Raw genomic sequence first — 17,604 nt, forward strand, 5'->3', positions numbered from 1 at the left:
TACGTGCAGTAACGTACCTGATGTTTTCATGCTGGGGGGCCGAGTGCCCCCCGATTTTTCTCTGAGGATTCATCATGGCAAAAGAATTCAGCCGCACGCAGCGTGTGGCTCAGGAAATGCAAAAAGAACTCGCCATTATCATTCAGCGTGAAGTGAAAGATCCGCGTGTGGGCATGGCGACGGTATCCGGCGTGGAAGTGTCGCGCGATTTGGCTTACGCCAAAGTATTTGTGACCTTTCTGAATGACAACGAACCGGAGCAGGTCAAAGCCGGAGTGAAGGCGTTGCAGGATGCGTCCGGTTTTATCCGTATGTTGTTGGGCAAGGCCATGCGTCTGCGCGTAGTGCCGGAACTGACCTTCTCCTATGACAATTCCCTGGTGGAAGGGATGCGGATGTCCAATCTGGTGACCAACGTGGTCAGACGTGATGCGGAACGTCGTACCCCTGCCGCAGATGATGAGCAGGAGGGGTAATGTCGCGTCCTCGTCGCCGCGGCCGGGATATCCACGGCGTTTTGCTGCTGGATAAACCGCAAGGAGCATCGTCCAACGATGTGCTGCAGAAGGTAAAACGCCTCTTTAATGCCAATAAAGCCGGGCATACCGGCGCGCTGGACCCGCTGGCAACCGGCATGTTGCCGATATGTCTGGGTGAGGCGACCAAGTTTTCCCAGTACCTGCTGGATGCCGATAAACGCTACCGGGTGATAGCTCGTCTGGGGCAGCGTACGGATACCTCGGATGCCGACGGCAATGTGATTCAGGAGCGTCCGGTAACCTTTACCCATGACCTGCTGATGCAGGCGCTGGACAGTTTCCGCGGCGATACCCAACAGGTGCCGTCAATGTATTCCGCGCTGAAATATCAGGGTCGCCCGCTGTACGAATATGCGCGTCAGGGGCTGACCGTGCCGCGTGAAGCGCGTGATATCACGGTGTATGAGTTGCAGTTTATCCGCTGGGAAGGGGATGAGCTGGAACTGGAAATCCATTGTTCCAAGGGAACTTACATCCGCACCATTATTGATGATCTGGGCGAGAAGCTGGGGTGTGGCGCCCATGTGATTTACCTGCGCCGGTTGCAGGTGGCGACTTATCCGATCGAGCGGATGGTGACTCTGGAGCAGTTGCAGGCGTTGCGTGAACAGGCGGAAGCGCAGGAGCAGCCGATCGGCGAATTGCTGGATGTGCTGCTGTTGCCGATGGATACCGCTGTGCAGGCGTTTCCGGAAGTTAATCTGTCGCCGGTGGTGGCGGGTTATCTCAAGCTGGGGCAAGCGGTGCGTGCTGCCGCTACGCCGGCTAACGGTATGGTGCGCATTACCGAGGGTGACGCGCGCCGGTTTATCGGTATGGGGGAAATCGATGACGAAGGTCGGGTCGCGCCGCGTCGTCTGGTAGTAGAAAACCCTGTGCCGACGGATGCCTGAGCGCCTTGCGATTAGATGGCGCTGAGAGTAAAATGACGCGGCTTAAATCCTGGGCGGCTGAATTAGAGATCGGCGCCTGTTCTATCTATAATATTTTGGAGTAAATCATGTCTCTAAGCGTTGAAGCGAAAGCGAAAATTGTTGCGGAATTTGGTCGTGGTACGAATGACAGCGGTTCTACCGAGGTTCAGGTTGCTCTGCTGACTGCTCAGATTAACCATCTGCAGGGTCACTTTGCCGAGCACAAGAAAGATCACCACAGCCGCCGCGGTCTGCTGCGTATGGTTTCTCAGCGTCGTAAGCTGCTGGACTACCTGAAGCGTAAAGATCTGGCACGCTACACCACCCTGATTGAACGTCTGGGTCTGCGTCGCTAATTCGACGAGTTTCAGGAGAAAGGGGCCTCTTTGGGCCCCTTTCTTCTAGGAAGTGCCAGCAAAACAGAGTAATGTATTGCTGTTGTGAATATGATCCGTTATTACAGCGATTCGCGCGGCTAATGAGAGGCTTTATCTGTGGCGTCGGATGAGGACTGTCATTAGTCGCGAGGATGTAATGAGCGGGTCGGGTATTAACTGGTGTGCCGTATCAGGGATATGGCGCGCGCCTCTGGTAAAGGACAGTATTTTGCTTAATCCGATCGTTCGTAAATTCCAGTACGGTCAGCATACCGTGACACTGGAAACCGGCATGATGGCTCGTCAGGCCACTGCCGCCGTGATGGTCAGCATGGATGACACCGCGGTATTCGTGACCGTGGTAGGTGCCAAACAGGCCAAACCGGGTCAGGACTTTTTCCCGCTGACCGTTAACTATCAGGAGCGTACCTACGCTGCTGGCCGCATCCCCGGTGGTTTCTTCCGTCGCGAAGGCCGTCCGAGCGAAGGCGAAACTCTGATTTCCCGTCTGATCGACCGTCCGATTCGTCCGCTGTTCCCGGATGGTTTCGTTAATGAAGTGCAGGTTATCGCCACTGTAGTTTCCGTTAATCCGCAGGTTAACCCGGATATCGTCGCCATGATCGGTGCTTCCGCTGCGCTGAGTCTGTCCGGCATTCCGTTCAACGGCCCGATTGGCGCGGCTCGCGTTGGTTACATCAACGACCAGTATGTGCTGAACCCGACTACCGAAGAACTGAAAACCAGCCGTCTGGATCTGGTGGTTGCCGGTACTGAAGGCGCGGTGCTGATGGTTGAATCCGAAGCGGATCTGCTGAGCGAAGATCAGATGCTGGGCGCGGTAGTGTTCGGTCACGATCAGCAGCAGATTGTTATCGAAAACATCAAGTCACTGACGGCGGAAGCCGGCAAGCCGAAGTGGAACTGGCAGGCGCCGGAAGTTAATGTCGAACTGCACAACCGTGTGCAGGCGCTGTCTGAATCCCGTCTGGGCGATGCCTATCGCATCACCGAGAAACAGGAGCGTTACGCTCAGGTTGATACCATCAAATCCGACGTGGTTGCGGCGTTGCTGGCGGAAGATGACACGCTGGACGAGAATGAACTGCGCGATATTCTCGGCAGCATCGAGAAGAATGTGGTGCGTAGCCGTGTCCTGAGCGGCGAACCGCGTATCGACGGTCGTGAAAAAGACATGATACGTGGTCTGGACGTTCGTACCGGCGTACTGCCGCGTACTCACGGTTCCGCTTTGTTCACCCGTGGTGAAACTCAGGCGCTGGTGACCGCGACGCTGGGTACCGAGCGCGACGCGCAGATTATTGACGAATTGACCGGCGAACGTACCGATCGTTTCCTGCTGCACTACAACTTCCCGCCGTACTCCGTGGGCGAAACCGGTATGGTCGGTTCGCCGAAACGCCGCGAAATCGGCCACGGTCGTCTGGCTAAACGCGGTGTGTTGGCTGTGATGCCGAAACCGGAAGCCTTCCCGTACACCGTGCGTGTGGTATCCGAAATCACTGAGTCCAACGGTTCTTCTTCTATGGCGTCCGTGTGCGGCGCGTCGCTGGCGCTGATGGATGCCGGTGTGCCGATCAAGGCTGCCGTTGCCGGTATCGCGATGGGTCTGGTGAAGGAAGGCGACAACTTCGTGGTTCTGTCTGACATTCTGGGTGACGAAGACCACCTGGGCGACATGGACTTCAAAGTGGCTGGTAGCAGTGAAGGCGTGACCGCGCTGCAGATGGACATCAAAATCGAAGGTATCACCCGCGAAATCATGCAGGTGGCGCTGAATCAGGCCAAGGGTGCGCGTCTGCACATTCTGGGCGTGATGGAACAGGCGATTAGCTCGCCGCGTGGCGATATCTCCGAATTCGCACCGCGTATTCACACCATCAAGATCAGCACCGACAAGATCAAAGATGTGATTGGTAAAGGTGGTTCGGTGATCCGTGCGTTGACCGAAGAAACCGGTACTACCATCGAGATCGAAGATGACGGCACGGTGAAAATCGCATCGACCGACGGCGAAAAAGCGAAACATGCCATTCGTCGTATCGAAGAGATCACGGCTGAAATCGAAGTGGGCCGTATCTATCAGGGCAAAGTGACCCGTATCGTTGACTTTGGCGCATTTGTCGCCATCGGCGGCGGTAAAGAAGGTCTGGTACATATTTCTCAGATCGCTGACAAGCGTGTTGAGAAAGTGACCGACTATCTGCAGATGGGCCAGGAAGTACCGGTCAAGGTACTGGAAGTGGACCGTCAGGGTCGTATCCGTTTGAGCATAAAAGAAGCAAATGCTCAATCTCAGGAAACTGTTCCGGTTTCCGAGGAAGAATAATAGCGGATAATCGATTGGCAGCTCCTTACGATGTGAAGGAGCTGCGTGTATTATAAGGAACGGATATCCTTATGCTGAGCAGTCGGGGACAGGATGTTCATCCAATGTTTGTCTTCGGGAGTGGGAAATGAAGCCTTTCTTGCGCTGGTGTTATGTTGCGACAGCAATTATGCTGGCAGGATGCAGCAACACGGATTGGCGCAAAGATGCATTGCTGGCGGTACCGTTGCAGCCAACGCTGCAGCAGGAAGTCATCCTGGCGCGCATGGAGCAGATCCTGGCGAGCCGGGCAATTACTCCCGATGAACGAGCACAGCTGTTATATGAGCGCGGAGTGCTGTATGATAGCCTCGGGTTACGGGCGTTGGCGCGAAATGATTTTTCACAAGCGCTTTCCATCCGTCCCGATATGCCGGAAGTATTTAACTATCTCGGCATTTACTTGACGCAGGCAGGCAATTTTGATGCTGCCTATGAAGCGTTTGATTCTGTATTAGAGCTTGATCCAACTTACAATTATGCGCGTTTGAATCGGGGCATCGCTTTGTACTACGGCGGTCGCTACCTGTTGGCGCAGGATGATCTGCTAGCGTTTTATCGCGACGATCCTAATGATCCTTTCCGTTCCCTGTGGCTTTACCTGGTGGAGAGAGAAATCAATCCCGAGAAGGCCAAATCAGCGTTGAAAGAACGCTACGAAGGGGCAAAGAAAGGTGTGTGGGGATGGACGATTGTCGAATTCTACCTGGGCGACATCAACGAAAAAGTGTTGATGCAGCGTGTGCAGGAAGAAGCTAAGGATAACACTTCGCTCGCCGAGCATCTCAGTGAAACTGACTTCTATTTAGGTAAGCACTACCTAAGTCTGGGGGACAAGAACACCGCCGAGGCGTTGTTCAAGCTGACGGTTGCTAACAATGTTCACAACTTTGTTGAGCACCGCTATGCATTGTTGGAATTGGCGCAGTTAGGCCAAGAGCAAGACGACCTATCAGGATCGGACCAGCAATAGCTGACGAACACCTTTCAGCCTGAAATCATGACGATTTCTTCATCGCCTTAACGGGCGAGGCTTTTTTGTTCGCTTTTTAATCCAATTTGAGCCGGTTCACACTTTTCAATGAAAATGATTGAGTATTTTCTCGACAAGTTATGTAGACTGGCCGCCATTTTGAAGTGAGGCAAAGTTTACATGGCAGAGTTTGAAACCTCTTTTGCTAGTCTGGGGCTGTCCGCTCCGATTCTGAATGCACTGTCTGAGATGGGGTACGAAAAGCCGTCCCCGATTCAGGCGGAATGTATTCCTCATCTGCTCAACGGGCGCGACGTACTGGGTATGGCGCAGACCGGGAGCGGCAAGACCGCGGCATTTTCCCTGCCGCTGCTGAACAATATCAAGGCTGACCTGAAAGCGCCGCAGTTGCTGGTGCTGGCGCCGACTCGTGAGTTGGCGGTGCAGGTTGCGGAAGCCTGTAACGAATTTTCCAAACATATGCAGGGCGTCAACGTGGTTGCTCTGTATGGCGGCCAGCGTTATGACGTGCAGTTGCGCGCGCTGCGTCAGGGACCGCAGATTGTCGTCGGTACCCCGGGGCGTCTGCTGGACCACCTGAAACGCGGTACGCTGGATCTGTCCAACCTGAGCGGTCTGGTGCTGGACGAAGCTGACGAAATGCTGCGCATGGGCTTCATCGAAGATGTGGAAAACATCATGGCGCAGATCCCGGCTGAACATCAGACGGCGCTGTTCTCCGCCACCATGCCGGAAGCGATTCGTCGTATCACCCGCCGTTTCATGAACGATCCGCAGGAAGTCCGCATTCAGTCCAGCGTGACCACTCGTCCGGATATCAGCCAGAGCTACTGGACGGTATACGGCATGCGTAAAAACGAAGCGCTGATCCGTTTCCTGGAAGCGGAAGATTTTGATGCGGCGATCATTTTCGTGCGCACCAAGAACGCCACGCTGGAAGTGGCCGAAGCGCTGGAGCGCAGCGGTTACAACAGCGCCGCGCTGAACGGCGACATGAATCAGGCGCTGCGTGAACAAACGCTGGAGCGCCTGAAAGACGGTCGTCTGGATATCCTGATCGCGACCGACGTTGCCGCGCGTGGTCTGGATGTTGATCGTATCAGCCTGGTAGTGAACTACGACATCCCGATGGATTCCGAGTCCTACGTACACCGTATCGGCCGTACCGGTCGTGCTGGCCGTGCCGGACGCGCGCTGCTGTTCGTGGAAAACCGCGAACGCCGCCTGCTGCGCAACATTGAGCGCACCATGAAGCTGACGATTCCGGAAGTGGATCTGCCGAACGCCGAACTGCTGGGTCAGCGCCGTCTGGCGCAGTTTGCCGCTAAAGTACAGCAGCAACTGGAAAGCAGCGATCTGGACATGTACCGTGCGCTGCTCAGCAAGCTGCAACCGCAGGAAGAGCTGGACATCGAAACGCTGGCAGCCGCGCTGCTGAAGATGGCGCAGGGCGAACGTCCGCTGATTCTGCCGCCGGATCCGGTGGTTGAGCGTCGTCCGCGCCGTGAATTCCGCGAACGCGACGAGCGCTTCGAACGTCGTGGCGACCGTAACGATCGTGGCCCGCGTGGCGAGGATCGTCCGGCTCGTCGTGAGCGTCGTGACGTCGGCGAAATGGATCTGTATCGGATCGAAGTGGGTCGCGACGACGGCGTGGAAGTGCGTCATATCGTGGGCGCGATTGCTAACGAAGGCGACATCAGTAGCCGTTACATTGGCAACATCAAACTGTTTGCCTCGCATTCCACCATTGAGCTGCCGAAAGGCATGCCGGGCGATCTGCTGTCGCACTTCACTCGTACGCGTATTCTGAACAAGCCGATGAATATGCAACTGATGGGCGATGCTCAGCCGCATGAACGCCGTGAGCGTCGTGAAGGCGGTGAGCGCGGCGATCGTGGTGGTCGTAGCTTTGGCGAGCGCGCCGGTGCCGGCAATGGCCGCGGTCGTCCGTTCAATGGCGAACGTCGTGAAGGCGGCGAACGTCGTGGCGGCAGCCGTGACGGTCAGCGCGCGCCGCGCCGTTTCAGCAATGCCTGATAACGTCTGACGTTGATATGAAAAACCAGCCCTCGGGCTGGTTTTTTTATGTCACGATTTTTATGTGATGGTTTTTTGATCACTGAATGCGCGGTTCCCGCACGATTTCCGCTTGCAACTGTGCCACCAGTTCAAATGAACGCAGCCGCGCCTGATGGTCGAATATCTGGCCGTTAATCATCAGCTCGTCCGCCTGGGTTTCCCGCAACAGGGTTTGCAGGCCGTGACGCACTTTGGCCGGATCGCCCACCACCGCCAGTCGTAAAGTCTGTTCTACCGCAAACTGTTCCGCGGCGGACCAGTGCGCCTCCATCGACGTTACCGGCGCAGGCAACGGTCCCGGCGTGCCGCGTCGCAGGTTGATAAACTGCTGCTGCAACGAGGTGAACAGAAAACGGGCGTCCCGCTCGCTGTCGGCGGCGACCACGTTGACGCACACCATGGCATACGGTTTTTCAAGCTGGGCGGATGGCTGGAAGTTATCCCGATAGCGCTGCAATGCTTGCAGGAGCATGTCCGGCGCGAAATGGGCGGCGAAGGCAAACGGCAATCCCATCGATGCAGCCAACTGTGCGCTGTACAGGCTGGATCCAAGCAACCAGATCGGGACGTTCAGCCCCTGTCCCGGCACCGCCTGCACGGCCTGTCCCGGCTGAGCAGGGGCGAAGTAGCGCTGAAGTTCCTGCACATCACGGGGAAAATCGTCAATATCGGCGTTCAGATGGCGGCGCAACGCCTGCATGGTACGTTGGTCGGTGCCCGGCGCGCGTCCCAGACCCAGTTCAATCCGACCGGGATAGAGTGATTCGAGCGTGCCGAACTGTTCGGCAATCACCAGCGGAGCATGGTTTGGCAGCATGACGCCGCCGGAACCGAGCTTGATACGTTGCGTACCGCCGGCAATGTAACCGATCAGCACCGACGTGGCCGCGCTGGCGATACCGGTCATGTTGTGATGTTCCGCCAGCCAGTAGCGTTGATATCCCCATTTTTCCGCGTGCTGCGCCAGACTCAGAGAATGGTGGAACGCATCGCGGGCTGTGTTGCCTTGCGGGATAGGGGCCAGATCGAGCAGCGAGAAAGGAACGGTAGCTGTCATAAGCGTGACTCATCGGGTTGAGGGGCTGACGGTGCCAGCCCAAATAAACACAAATGAGATGTTACGCGATCTTAACAATTTGCAACGGACGATGCGTGCGCATCGTCCCGACTGATTTAACCGACCAGCTCCAGCCCGGCTACCCGTCGCCAGTAGCCGTTGCAATCCTGCTGGTTTGCCAGCGTCAGCGGCTGTTCGCCGTGCTGGTTGGCGCGAAAATTATCGATCATCGCCAGCGTATCCGGCCCTTGCGGCGACAGGCGCACGATATCCACCAGCCCGTCCATTGACGCCAGATCGTTGCCGAGGTTATAGCAGTAACCGCTCTGGGTCTGGATGCCGTTAAGCACAAACACCTGCTGGTTTTCCTGCGACAGCATCTGGCGCCCCTGCGGGTAATTGATGCAACAGGTTTCGCATTCGTCCTTGGGGCGGTTTTCCGAACGGGCGGTAAAGCAGCGGGCGGAATACGCCAGCGGCAGATGACCATAACTCAGCACTTCCACCTCAAACTGATGGCGAAAACCGAGCTCATCGCACTGGTTGAGCAGATGTTGCAGCCAGTCCCGCGACAGTTCCACCGGCATACACCAGCGCATCATGCCCTGTTTGTGCAGTAACCGCAGGGTGTAGGCGTTATAACAGTTGAGCGCGTGGCCAGCGACAAACGGCAGGCCGCGATCCGCCGCCATGTTGACCGCGCCCAGATCGTTAGCTTCCAGCAGGAATTCGCCGTTTTCCACATACCTTTTCAGCTCGGTCAGTTCGGAAGGCGCCTGTAGTAGCGACAGTGTGGAGATCACCACCTGCTTGCCGCTGGCTGCGATCGCGCGCGCGAGGTCAAGCCAGTCGCTGACTTTCATGCCCCGGCGCTTGCTGCACACGGTTTCACCCAGATAGATGATATCGGCGCTGCTGGCGGCCGCTGCCTGATAAAACGTTTCAATGTCGGCTTTGGGCCAATAGTAGAGCAGGGCGCCCAGTGAATATTTCATGTTGTGTCGATGTCTCCTGTCTACTGCCACTGGCGATGATAGGCGCCTAGTGTGGTCTGCGTACCTTCGGCGACGGCGCCCAGCGCCTCCATCCACTCGGCGGTAGGGGTGAAATGCGCCGGATCGGCCTTGCAGCGGTCGATCGCCTGCCGCCATACCTGGGTTACCTGGCTGACGTACGCCGGGCTGCGCTGACGGCCTTCGATTTTCACCGAGGCGATATTGGCCGCCATCAGTTCCGGCAGCAGTTCCAGCGTATTCAGGCTGGTGGGTTCTTCCAGCGCGTGATAACGCTGGCCGTCCACCAGATAACGGCCTTTGCACAAGGTCGGGTAGCCGGCGTTTTCATGGTCCTGATAGCGATCGATCAACACATCGTTCAGCCGCGATTCCATGCCGTTTTCCGTTTGCTGCCAGCGCACGAAACGTGCCGGCGAGCAGGCGCCTACGGTGTTGGGCGACTCGCCGGTCAGGTAGGAGGACAGATAGCAGCGCCCTTCAGCCATGATGCACAGGCTGCCGAAGGCGAACACTTCCAGCGGCACCGGGCTGGTGCGCGAAAGCTGTTTGACCTGATGAATGGAGAGCACGCGCGGCAGCACGATACGAGCGACATCGAAGTGGCGCTGATAAAAACGGATGGCTTCCTCGTTGGTGGCGGATGCCTGCACCGACACGTGTCGCTCTACCGTCGGATAGCGCTCGGCGGCATATTCCAGCATCGCCAGATCCGCCAGAATCAGCGCATCGGCGCCGGCGGTCTGCACCGCGGTATCCACCGCCCGCTGCCAGCGCTGATAGCCGTCCGGGTGGGCGAAGGTATTGATGGCGATATGCAGTTTGCGGCGGTGGCGATGCACGTAGTCGCTGGCGTCCTGCAGTTTTTTGTCGTTGAAATTGAGGCCGGCGAAGTGGCGGGCGTTGGTGTCGTCTTTCAGCCCGATGTACACCGCGTCGGCGCCATGGTCGATGGCGGCTTTTAGTGCCGGCAGATTACCGGCGGGGCAAAGCAGTTCCATTCTTACGTCCTTTCATCACGGCCTGACGCAGCGGGCCGGTTTGCAATGAAAAGGAATCTTAGTGAACCCGGCTGCCAGCGACTTTGATTTAAACCAGCATATCGGGGAATTGCTGGCGCTTACCGGTCGTGATTTGGCGCAGAACAGGCTAAATTTAACTCGTCACATTCCAGCGACTTGCCTGCGGGGGTCGCTACGCGATGTTAAAAAACGCGTCTGGCGTTTTTTATTGATGTAGACCCCTGCTGCCGGTTTCCCGTTCTGTGGCAGAATAATGACCATATCGGTTAAGCAGCATCGCTTTATGAGGAGTACGCCAGTGTTGGAAAAACTACGTGCGCAGATTGTGCGTCAAGGGCCACGTTTACTGAGTAAGCCGTTAGCGTTAACGCCTTTCTTCCTGCAACGCCGGGTGCTGGAGCAACTGCTGGGGTGGCAGTTCCGTCAGGCGCTGGAAGAAGGCGAGCTGGATTTTCTTGACGGGCGTTGGTTGCAGATCGAAGTCCGCGATATCGGTTTGCAGTGGTTTGTCACGTTGCGGGATAACCGGCTGGAAATCAGTCACAACGAACTGGCGGATGTAAGCTTCAGCGCCGATGCCAACGATCTGATCCTGATCGCCGCCCGTCGTGAAGATCCGGACACGTTGTTTTTCCAGCGCCGCCTGCGTATTGAAGGGGACACCGAACTGGGGCTGTACGTCAAGAACCTGATGGACGCCATTGAGCTGGAAAGTATGCCCGCGCCGCTGCGCGTTGCGCTGCTGCAACTGGCCGGGTTCGTGGCCGCCGGTTTACAGGAGGGCGCAGAGCAAGCCAGTCCGCACGCGCCAGTGTCATGCTGATTCGTGTCGAAATTCCGGTTGATGCGCCTGGCATCGACGCCTTGCTGCGGCGGTCGTTCTCCAGCGAGGCCGAAGCGGAGCTGGTGCATCAGCTGCGTGAGGACGGCCAGTTGACGCTGGGTATCGTCGCTACCGACGACGAAGGCGGCGTGGTGGGATATGCCGCGTTCAGCCCGGTGACGCTGGGCGGCGAAGACCTGCAGTGGGTAGCGCTGGCGCCGTTGGCCGTAGACGAAAGCCTGCGCCGCCGGGGGATCGGCGAGCAACTGGTGTATGAAGGGCTGGATGCGCTCAACGAATTTGGCTACACCGCAGTGGTGGTGCTGGGCGACCCGCATTATTACGCTCGTTTTGGTTTTGTGCCGGCGCAGGAGCAGCAATTGCGCTGTCGCTGGCCGGGCAGCGAACGGGCCTTTCAGGTTTACCCGCTGGCGGACAACCACTTTCAGGGCGCCAGCGGTCTGGTGGAATACGCCGCGCCGTTCAATCGCTTCTGAACAGGGGCATAAAATCGGTAAGCGTCGGAGGCTGGTGCTGCACCAGCCTTTCTTTTTGCATTTTGCTTAGCTGTTTGACGCGATATTCCCATTTCAGCGCGGTGGAACGATCGCCCGCCACGCAGTGATACGCCAGCGTCAGCGGTCCTTTGCCGCGCAACGCGCGCGCTCCTTTCCCGGCCTGATGCTGCGCCAGCCGCCGCGTCACGTCGGTGGTGATGCCGGTATAAAGCAGCCCGCTGTCGGTGCGCAGCAGGTACAGAAACCATGTGGTCTCACTGTTTTTCACGTCATTTCCTTTTCGTGGGTCCGCGCTTATCTTACGGTGATATCTCGATAAAGGCTGCCTGTGCTGCCGTATTCGTCGGTGGCCGATGGTGGAAAAATTTGAGGCTTTTATTTATCAATAAGTTAGCGCTATTTAACAACATAAAAAAGTTGGTGGAATTTTCCAGGCTTTAAAAGTCATTAAAAAACAAGTATATAGTTTTAGAGTGTTCCCCGCGTCAGCGGGGATAAACCGTCAGGCTGAACAAAATCACACTCCCGGAAAGCGTGTTCCCCGCGTCAGCGGGGATAAACCGATGGCAGACGCTGCCGCGAAAACCGGGGTCTGCGTGTTCCCCGCGTCAGCGGGGATAAACCGGTTGAATGTTTTTTCATACGGACCCCGCCAACGTGTTCCCCGCGTCAGCGGGGATAAACCGGCTCTTTCAGTCGTTCCAGAAGATAATTCATAGTGTTCCCCGCGTCAGCGGGGATAAACCGCGGGATATTTCTGTCGCCGATAGCGTCTTCGTGTGTTCCCCGCGTCAGCGGGGATAAACCGACGTTGTCGTTGCTGTAATCCGTCTGCTCGACGTGTTCCCCGCGTCAGCGGGGATAAACCGACCGGCGATCTGGTCCTCGACCCCTTTGCGGGGATAAACCGGTGCCCCCGGCTTTACTGGGGCGGTATTATTAGTGTTCCCCGCGCCAGCGGGGATAAACCGCGACTGACAGTAAACCGCTCGAAACTGCTGATGTGTTCCCCGCGCCAGCGGGGATAAACCGGGTCACGCGCTGGTGTCGTTTATGGATGGTACGTGTTCCCCGCGCCAGCGGGGATAAACCGGATTTTGGCACGCTGGCGAGTGAAGTCGATCGGTGTTCCCCGCGCCAGCGGGGATAAACCGTCTTCCGGGAGTTCTGACCAATAACAACTACCGTGTTCCCCGCGCTAGCGGGGATAAGCCTGCATTATCAGGCTTCATATAATTCGATACAGTGCTTACCTTCTTTGGTGTTACAATATTCACACAAATGATGATTTATGTGCGTTTAATTTCTTTTTGGTGTGAATAAAATCACATAACAGAGTGCGTTATCAGGGTTAAATGCCAGGAAACGCAATAGTGTGGCTGAGAGCGGGAGTGTTGTATGAGTGATTTGACTGCGGCGGCGCAACGCGCGCTGGGACTGATGGATTTAACCACCCTGAATGATGACGATACCGATGAGAAGGTGATCGCCCTGTGTCGTCAGGCTAACAGCCCGGCGGGAAAAACCGCCGCCATTTGTATCTACCCGCGTTTTGTGCCGCTGGCGCGCAAGGTGCTACGCGAGCAGGGCACGCCGGATGTCCGCATCGCTACCGTGACCAATTTCCCGCACGGCAACGACGACATTGACATTGCGCTGGCGGAAACCAATGCGGCTATCGCTTACGGCGCCGACGACGTGGACGTGGTGTTCCCCTATCGGGCGCTGATGGCCGGCAACCGTCAGGTCGGTTTCGAGCTGGTGAAAGCCTGTAAGGCGGCCTGTGCCGCGGCGGGCGTGCTGCTGAAAGTAATCATTGAAACCGGCGAGCTGAAAAGCGATGAACTGATTCGCGAAGCCAGCGAAATTGCCATCGACGCCGGAGCGGATTTCATCAAAACCTCTACCGGCAAAGTGGCGGTGAACGCTACGCTGCATTCTGCCGAAGTGATGCTGAGCGTGATCCGCGATAAAGGCGTGGGCGAGCGCGTCGGTTTTAAACCGGCCGGCGGCGTGCGCACGGCGGAAGATGCGGCGCATTATCTGCAACTTGCCGACGCTATCATGGGCGACGGTTGGGCGGATGCCCGCCATTTCCGATTTGGCGCGTCCGGCTTGCTCGGTAGCCTGTTGACCACGCTGGGCCACGAAGCCGGGCAGGCACGCAGCGGCTACTGATGCGGTTCGCGCCTGACGGGCGCGATACATCGGTACTCATGGATTATGCAGGAGAACGCACCTTGTTTCTGATTCAGGAAATTATCCGCAAAAAACGCGACGGGCATCCGCTCAGCGCGGAGGAAATTCGCTTTTTCATCAACGGTGTGCGCGATAACACCGTGTCGGAAGGGCAGATCGCCGCGCTGGCGATGACCATCTTCTTCCACGATATGAACATGGATGAACGGGTGGCGTTGACGCTGGCGATGCGCGATTCCGGCACGGTGCTGGATTGGTCCGGGCTAAACCTGAACGGTCCGCTGGTGGACAAACACTCGACCGGCGGCGTCGGCGATGTCACGTCGCTGATGCTGGGGCCGATGGTGGCGGCCTGCGGCGGCTATGTGCCGATGATTTCCGGCCGCGGTCTGGGCCACACCGGCGGTACGCTGGACAAGCTGGAGTCGATTCCTGGGCTGGACATCTTCCCGGAGGATGACGTCTTTCGGCAGATCATCCGTCAGGTTGGGGTGGCGATTATCGGGCAGACCAGCTCGCTGGCGCCGGCGGACAAGCGTTTTTACGCCACCCGCGATATCACCGCCACCGTCGATTCCATCCCGCTGATCACCGCCTCGATTCTGGCGAAAAAGCTGGCGGAAGGGCTGGACGCGCTGGTGATGGACGTCAAAGTCGGTTCCGGCGCGTTTATGCCGACCTATGAACAGTCGGAGCAACTGGCGCAGGCGATTGTCGGCGTGGCCAATAATGCCGGCTGCCGCACCAGCGCGCTGTTGACCGACATGAGTCAGGTGCTGGCTTCCAGCGCCGGTAACGCGCTGGAAGTGCGCGAAGCTGTGCGCTTTCTGACCGGCGAGCAGCGTAACCCGCGTCTGTTCGAGGTGACGATGGCGCTGTGCGAATCCATGCTGCTGGCGGGCCACCTGGCGCGCGATGCCGCCGAGGCGCGCGCGAAACTGCAGTCGGTGCTGGACAACGGCCGGGCGGCGGAGGTATTTGGCCGTATGGTGGCGGCCCAGCACGGCCCGACGGATTTTGTCGAACATTACGATCGCTATTTGTCGCCCGCCACGCTCAGCAAACCGGTGTTCGCCGGGCGCGACGGCTTTGTCGGCGCGATGGATGCGCGCGCGTTGGGCATGGTAGTGGTGGCGTTGGGTGGTGGTCGACGTCAGGCCAGTGATATCATTGATCACAGTGTCGGGCTGAGCGACATGGTCAGTCTGGGCGATCGGGTGGATGCGCAGCGTCCGCTGGCGGTTGTCCACGCCAGAACCGAGTCGGACTGGCAACTGGCCGCGCAGGCGCTGCGCGAGGCGATTCGCCTTGACGATCAACCGCCTGCGCCTTGTCCGCTGATTTATCGTCGTCTGGACGCTACGGACATCTATACCCAAAATAATTCGAGTTGCAGGAAGGCGGCAAGTGAGTGAATCCCGATGAGCTTACTCAGGTAAGTGATTCGGGTGAACGAACGCAGCCAACACACCTGCAACTTGAAGTATGACGGGTATAACCGCACTGTCGCCGCCCGGCCTTACGTACACCGATGCTTTACGTTTTACGTATAAGCTGTGCCTTACGCACGACGCAGGAGATAACTACATGAAACGTGCATTTATTATGGTTCTCGACTCGTTCGGGATTGGCAGCGCCGCTGATGCCGAACGGTTTGGCGACGCAGGTTCAGATACGCTGGGCCATATCGCACAAGCCTGCGCACAAGGCAAGGCCGATGTCGGCCGACAAGGGCCGCTGCGGCTGCCGAACCTGAGCCGTCTGGGGCTGGGCAAGGCGGCGGAAGGTTCCACCGGGCAGTTCCCGCCGGGGCTGGATGAACAGGCCGATATCATCGGCGCCTACGCGTACGCCAGCGAAATTTCCTCCGGCAAGGACACGCCGTCCGGCCACTGGGAAATCGCCGGGGTGCCGGTGCTGTTCGACTGGGGCTATTTCCTCGACGAACACAACAGTTTCCCGCAGGCGCTGCTGGACCGACTGGTCGAACGCGCTGGGCTGCCGGGTTATCTTGGCAACTGCCATTCTTCCGGCACCGTGATCCTCGACCAGCTCGGCGAGGAACACATGAAAACCGGCAAACCGATTTTCTATACCTCGGCGGACTCGGTATTTCAGATTGCCTGCCATGAAGAAACCTTCGGGCTGGAGAAACTGTACGAGCTGTGTGAAATCGCCCGCGAAGAGCTGACCGACGGCGGTTACAATATCGGCCGGGTGATCGCCCGTCCGTTCGTCGGCGACAAAGCGGGTCAGTTCCAGCGCACCGGCAACCGCCACGATCTGGCGGTCGAACCGCCGGCGCCGACCATGCTGAAAAAGCTGGTGGACGAGAAAAATGGCACCGTGGTGTCAGTGGGCAAAATCGCTGATATCTACGCCAACGTCGGCATCACCAAAAAGGTGAAAGCCACCGGTATCGATGCGCTGTTTGACGCCACGTTGAAAGAGATGGAACAGGCGGGCGACGACACCATCGTGTTCACCAACTTTGTCGATTTCGACTCTTCCTACGGCCACCGCCGTGATGTGCCCGGCTATGCGGCGGCGCTGGAGCTGTTTGACCGCCGTCTGCCGGAGATGCTGGCGCGCGTGACCGGCGACGATATCCTGATCCTGACCGCCGACCACGGCTGCGACCCGAGCTGGCCCGGCACCGATCACACCCGCGAGCATGTGCCGGTGCTGATTTACGGGCCGAACGTTAAGCCGGGCGATTACGGCCACCGCACCACCTTTGCCGATATCGGCCAGACGGTTACCGGTTATTTCGGGCTGTCGCCGATGGATTACGGCCAGTCTATTCTGTGACAGGACTATTCTGTGACAGGTCAATGCTGTGACACGGACCGGTGACGGGCGCTATAATTTATCATCATGATTTCACACTGAATTTGAAAAGGAAGAAAAAGCATGGCTACGCCACATATCAATGCAGAAATGGGTGACTTCGCCGACGTAGTGCTGATGCCGGGTGACCCGCTGCGCGCCAAATACATCGCGGAAACCTTTCTGGAAAACGCGGTGGAAGTGAACAATGTGCGCGGTATGCTGGGTTTCACCGGTACCTACAAAGGCCGCCGCATTTCCGTAATGGGCCACGGCATGGGCATTCCGTCCTGTTCCATTTACACCAAAGAGCTGATCACCGAATACGGCGTGAAGAAAATTATCCGCGTCGGCTCCTGCGGCGCGGTGCGCGCCGATGTGAAACTGCGTGACGTGGTGATCGGCATGGGCGCCTGCACCGATTCCAAAGTGAACCGGATGCGCTTTAAAGATCACGACTTCTCGGCGATTGCCGATTTCGATCTGCTGCGTCATGCGGTGGACGCAGCCAAAGCGCGCGGCATCGACGCTCGCGTCGGCAACCTGTTCTCCGCCGATCTGTTCTACACGCCGGACCCGCAAATGTTCGACGTGATGGAAAAATACGGCATTCTGGGCGTGGAAATGGAAGCGGCCGGTATCTACGGCGTGGCGGCGGAATTCGGCGCTAAAGCGCTGGCTATCTGCACCGTGTCCGACCATATCCGTACCCACGAGCAGACCACCGCGGCCGAGCGTCAGACCACCTTCAACGAGATGATCGAGATCGCGCTCGAATCGGTACTGCTGGGCGACAAAGCCGACGCCTAATCCCTCTGGCGGCCCGCTGTCTTCGGGCCGCTTTCTTT

At 57.7% G+C, this 17,604-nt stretch carries 17 protein-coding genes and 1 CRISPR repeat array; of the genes, 13 read left to right on the forward strand and 4 right to left on the reverse strand.

The window, feature by feature from the left end; all coding sequences use genetic code 11:
• Window positions 1–74: 74 nt before the first annotated feature.
• The 7 genes from rbfA (at window position 75) to DXXMK7_RS03120 (ending at window position 7,253) form a co-directional block, all read left to right on the forward strand.
• A complete protein-coding gene (gene rbfA, locus DXXMK7_RS03095; protein ID WP_038662414.1) occupies window positions 75–476 on the forward strand; it encodes a 30S ribosome-binding factor RbfA in 402 nt (133 codons plus the stop codon).
• A complete protein-coding gene (gene truB / locus DXXMK7_RS03100; protein WP_038917811.1) occupies window positions 476–1,432 on the forward strand; it encodes a tRNA pseudouridine(55) synthase TruB in 957 nt (318 codons plus the stop codon). Before rbfA ends, truB begins: the two co-directional genes overlap by 1 nt.
• A 107-nt stretch (window positions 1,433–1,539) precedes the next feature.
• The gene (gene rpsO, locus DXXMK7_RS03105; RefSeq protein WP_012771120.1) at window positions 1,540–1,809 is read left to right on the forward strand and encodes a 30S ribosomal protein S15; all 270 of its coding nucleotides are present in this window, start codon (window positions 1,540–1,542) and stop codon (window positions 1,807–1,809) included.
• Between the two features lie 250 nt (window positions 1,810–2,059).
• Window positions 2,060–4,180: a polyribonucleotide nucleotidyltransferase gene (gene pnp / locus DXXMK7_RS03110; RefSeq protein ID WP_038920790.1), complete on the forward strand. Its 2,121-nt coding sequence runs from the start codon at window positions 2,060–2,062 to the stop codon at window positions 4,178–4,180.
• 127 nt (window positions 4,181–4,307) lie between these two features.
• Complete coding sequence (gene nlpI / locus DXXMK7_RS03115; protein ID WP_013316326.1) at window positions 4,308–5,192, forward strand: lipoprotein NlpI; 885 nt, start codon at window positions 4,308–4,310, stop codon at window positions 5,190–5,192.
• A gap of 108 nt (window positions 5,193–5,300) precedes the next feature.
• On the forward strand, window positions 5,301–5,360 hold the full coding sequence (gene yrbN / locus DXXMK7_RS23230; protein WP_107760761.1) for a protein YrbN: 60 nt from the start codon (window positions 5,301–5,303) through the stop codon (window positions 5,358–5,360).
• A gap of 12 nt (window positions 5,361–5,372) precedes the next feature.
• Complete coding sequence (locus tag DXXMK7_RS03120) at window positions 5,373–7,253, forward strand: DEAD/DEAH family ATP-dependent RNA helicase (RefSeq protein WP_038917812.1); 1,881 nt, start codon at window positions 5,373–5,375, stop codon at window positions 7,251–7,253.
• A 79-nt stretch (window positions 7,254–7,332) separates the two neighbouring features.
• Here DXXMK7_RS03120 and DXXMK7_RS03125 read toward each other — a convergent pair whose 3' ends face one another.
• The 3 genes from DXXMK7_RS03125 to DXXMK7_RS03135 form a co-directional block, all read right to left on the reverse strand.
• Window positions 7,333–8,352, reverse strand: coding sequence for an LLM class flavin-dependent oxidoreductase (locus DXXMK7_RS03125; RefSeq protein ID WP_038917813.1), 1,020 nt, complete (start codon window positions 8,350–8,352; stop codon window positions 7,333–7,335).
• 116 nt (window positions 8,353–8,468) lie between these two features.
• Window positions 8,469–9,347, reverse strand: coding sequence for a U32 family peptidase (locus tag DXXMK7_RS03130; RefSeq protein WP_038917814.1), 879 nt, complete (start codon window positions 9,345–9,347; stop codon window positions 8,469–8,471).
• Between the two features lie 20 nt (window positions 9,348–9,367).
• Window positions 9,368–10,366, reverse strand: a complete 999-nt coding sequence (locus DXXMK7_RS03135) for a peptidase U32 family protein (RefSeq protein ID WP_038917815.1) — start codon at window positions 10,364–10,366, stop codon at window positions 9,368–9,370.
• 319 nt (window positions 10,367–10,685) lie between these two features.
• Here DXXMK7_RS03135 and DXXMK7_RS03140 point away from each other — a divergent pair, with 319 nt between their 5' ends.
• Window positions 10,686–11,210, forward strand: a complete 525-nt coding sequence (locus tag DXXMK7_RS03140) for an SCP2 domain-containing protein (protein ID WP_038917817.1) — start codon at window positions 10,686–10,688, stop codon at window positions 11,208–11,210.
• Complete coding sequence (locus tag DXXMK7_RS03145) at window positions 11,204–11,707, forward strand: GNAT family N-acetyltransferase (protein ID WP_038917818.1); 504 nt, start codon at window positions 11,204–11,206, stop codon at window positions 11,705–11,707. The genes DXXMK7_RS03140 and DXXMK7_RS03145 overlap by 7 nt, the downstream gene beginning before the upstream one ends.
• Here the strand turns inward: DXXMK7_RS03145 and DXXMK7_RS03150 are convergent.
• Complete coding sequence (locus DXXMK7_RS03150) at window positions 11,694–11,996, reverse strand: GIY-YIG nuclease family protein (protein WP_038917819.1); 303 nt, start codon at window positions 11,994–11,996, stop codon at window positions 11,694–11,696. The genes DXXMK7_RS03145 and DXXMK7_RS03150 overlap by 14 nt on opposite strands.
• A 205-nt stretch (window positions 11,997–12,201) precedes the next feature.
• Window positions 12,202–12,943: direct repeats of the CRISPR family, unit length 29 nt; unit sequence GTGTTCCCCGCGTCAGCGGGGATAAACCG.
• 183 nt (window positions 12,944–13,126) lie between these two features.
• Here DXXMK7_RS03150 and deoC point away from each other — a divergent pair.
• The 4 genes from deoC to deoD all read left to right on the forward strand — a co-directional run bounded on the left by deoC (window position 13,127) and on the right by deoD (window position 17,566).
• A complete protein-coding gene (deoC, locus tag DXXMK7_RS03155) occupies window positions 13,127–13,906 on the forward strand; it encodes a deoxyribose-phosphate aldolase (RefSeq protein ID WP_038917820.1) in 780 nt (259 codons plus the stop codon).
• Window positions 13,907–13,968: 62 nt separating this feature from the next.
• The gene (gene deoA, locus DXXMK7_RS03160) at window positions 13,969–15,342 is read left to right on the forward strand and encodes a thymidine phosphorylase (RefSeq protein ID WP_049842628.1); all 1,374 of its coding nucleotides are present in this window, start codon (window positions 13,969–13,971) and stop codon (window positions 15,340–15,342) included.
• A gap of 172 nt (window positions 15,343–15,514) precedes the next feature.
• Window positions 15,515–16,738 (forward strand): phosphopentomutase, encoded by a 1,224-nt coding sequence (gene deoB / locus DXXMK7_RS03165; protein WP_038917821.1) that lies wholly within the window; start codon window positions 15,515–15,517, stop codon window positions 16,736–16,738.
• Window positions 16,739–16,840: 102 nt separating this feature from the next.
• A complete protein-coding gene (gene deoD, locus DXXMK7_RS03170) occupies window positions 16,841–17,566 on the forward strand; it encodes a purine-nucleoside phosphorylase (RefSeq protein WP_038917824.1) in 726 nt (241 codons plus the stop codon).
• The last annotated feature ends 38 nt before the right edge of the window (window positions 17,567–17,604 follow it).

Source organism: Dickeya sp. MK7 (genome assembly GCF_000406305.1).
GTDB classification, from domain to species: Bacteria; Pseudomonadota; Gammaproteobacteria; order Enterobacterales; family Enterobacteriaceae; genus Dickeya; species Dickeya fangzhongdai.

Coding starts and splice junctions, on each gene's coding strand:
- DXXMK7_RS03135 (WP_038917815.1), bottom strand. CDS start 10,366: ATGGAACTGCTTTGCCCCGCCGGTAATCTGCCGGCACTAAAAGCCGCC.
- nlpI (WP_013316326.1), top strand. CDS start 4,308: ATGAAGCCTTTCTTGCGCTGGTGTTATGTTGCGACAGCAATTATGCTG.
- DXXMK7_RS03120 (WP_038917812.1), top strand. CDS start 5,373: ATGGCAGAGTTTGAAACCTCTTTTGCTAGTCTGGGGCTGTCCGCTCCG.
- rbfA (WP_038662414.1), top strand. CDS start 75: ATGGCAAAAGAATTCAGCCGCACGCAGCGTGTGGCTCAGGAAATGCAA.
- deoB (WP_038917821.1), top strand. CDS start 15,515: ATGAAACGTGCATTTATTATGGTTCTCGACTCGTTCGGGATTGGCAGC.
- DXXMK7_RS03145 (WP_038917818.1), top strand. CDS start 11,204: ATGCTGATTCGTGTCGAAATTCCGGTTGATGCGCCTGGCATCGACGCC.
- deoC (WP_038917820.1), top strand. CDS start 13,127: ATGAGTGATTTGACTGCGGCGGCGCAACGCGCGCTGGGACTGATGGAT.
- DXXMK7_RS03125 (WP_038917813.1), bottom strand. CDS start 8,352: ATGACAGCTACCGTTCCTTTCTCGCTGCTCGATCTGGCCCCTATCCCG.
- truB (WP_038917811.1), top strand. CDS start 476: ATGTCGCGTCCTCGTCGCCGCGGCCGGGATATCCACGGCGTTTTGCTG.
- DXXMK7_RS03130 (WP_038917814.1), bottom strand. CDS start 9,347: ATGAAATATTCACTGGGCGCCCTGCTCTACTATTGGCCCAAAGCCGAC.
- deoD (WP_038917824.1), top strand. CDS start 16,841: ATGGCTACGCCACATATCAATGCAGAAATGGGTGACTTCGCCGACGTA.
- rpsO (WP_012771120.1), top strand. CDS start 1,540: ATGTCTCTAAGCGTTGAAGCGAAAGCGAAAATTGTTGCGGAATTTGGT.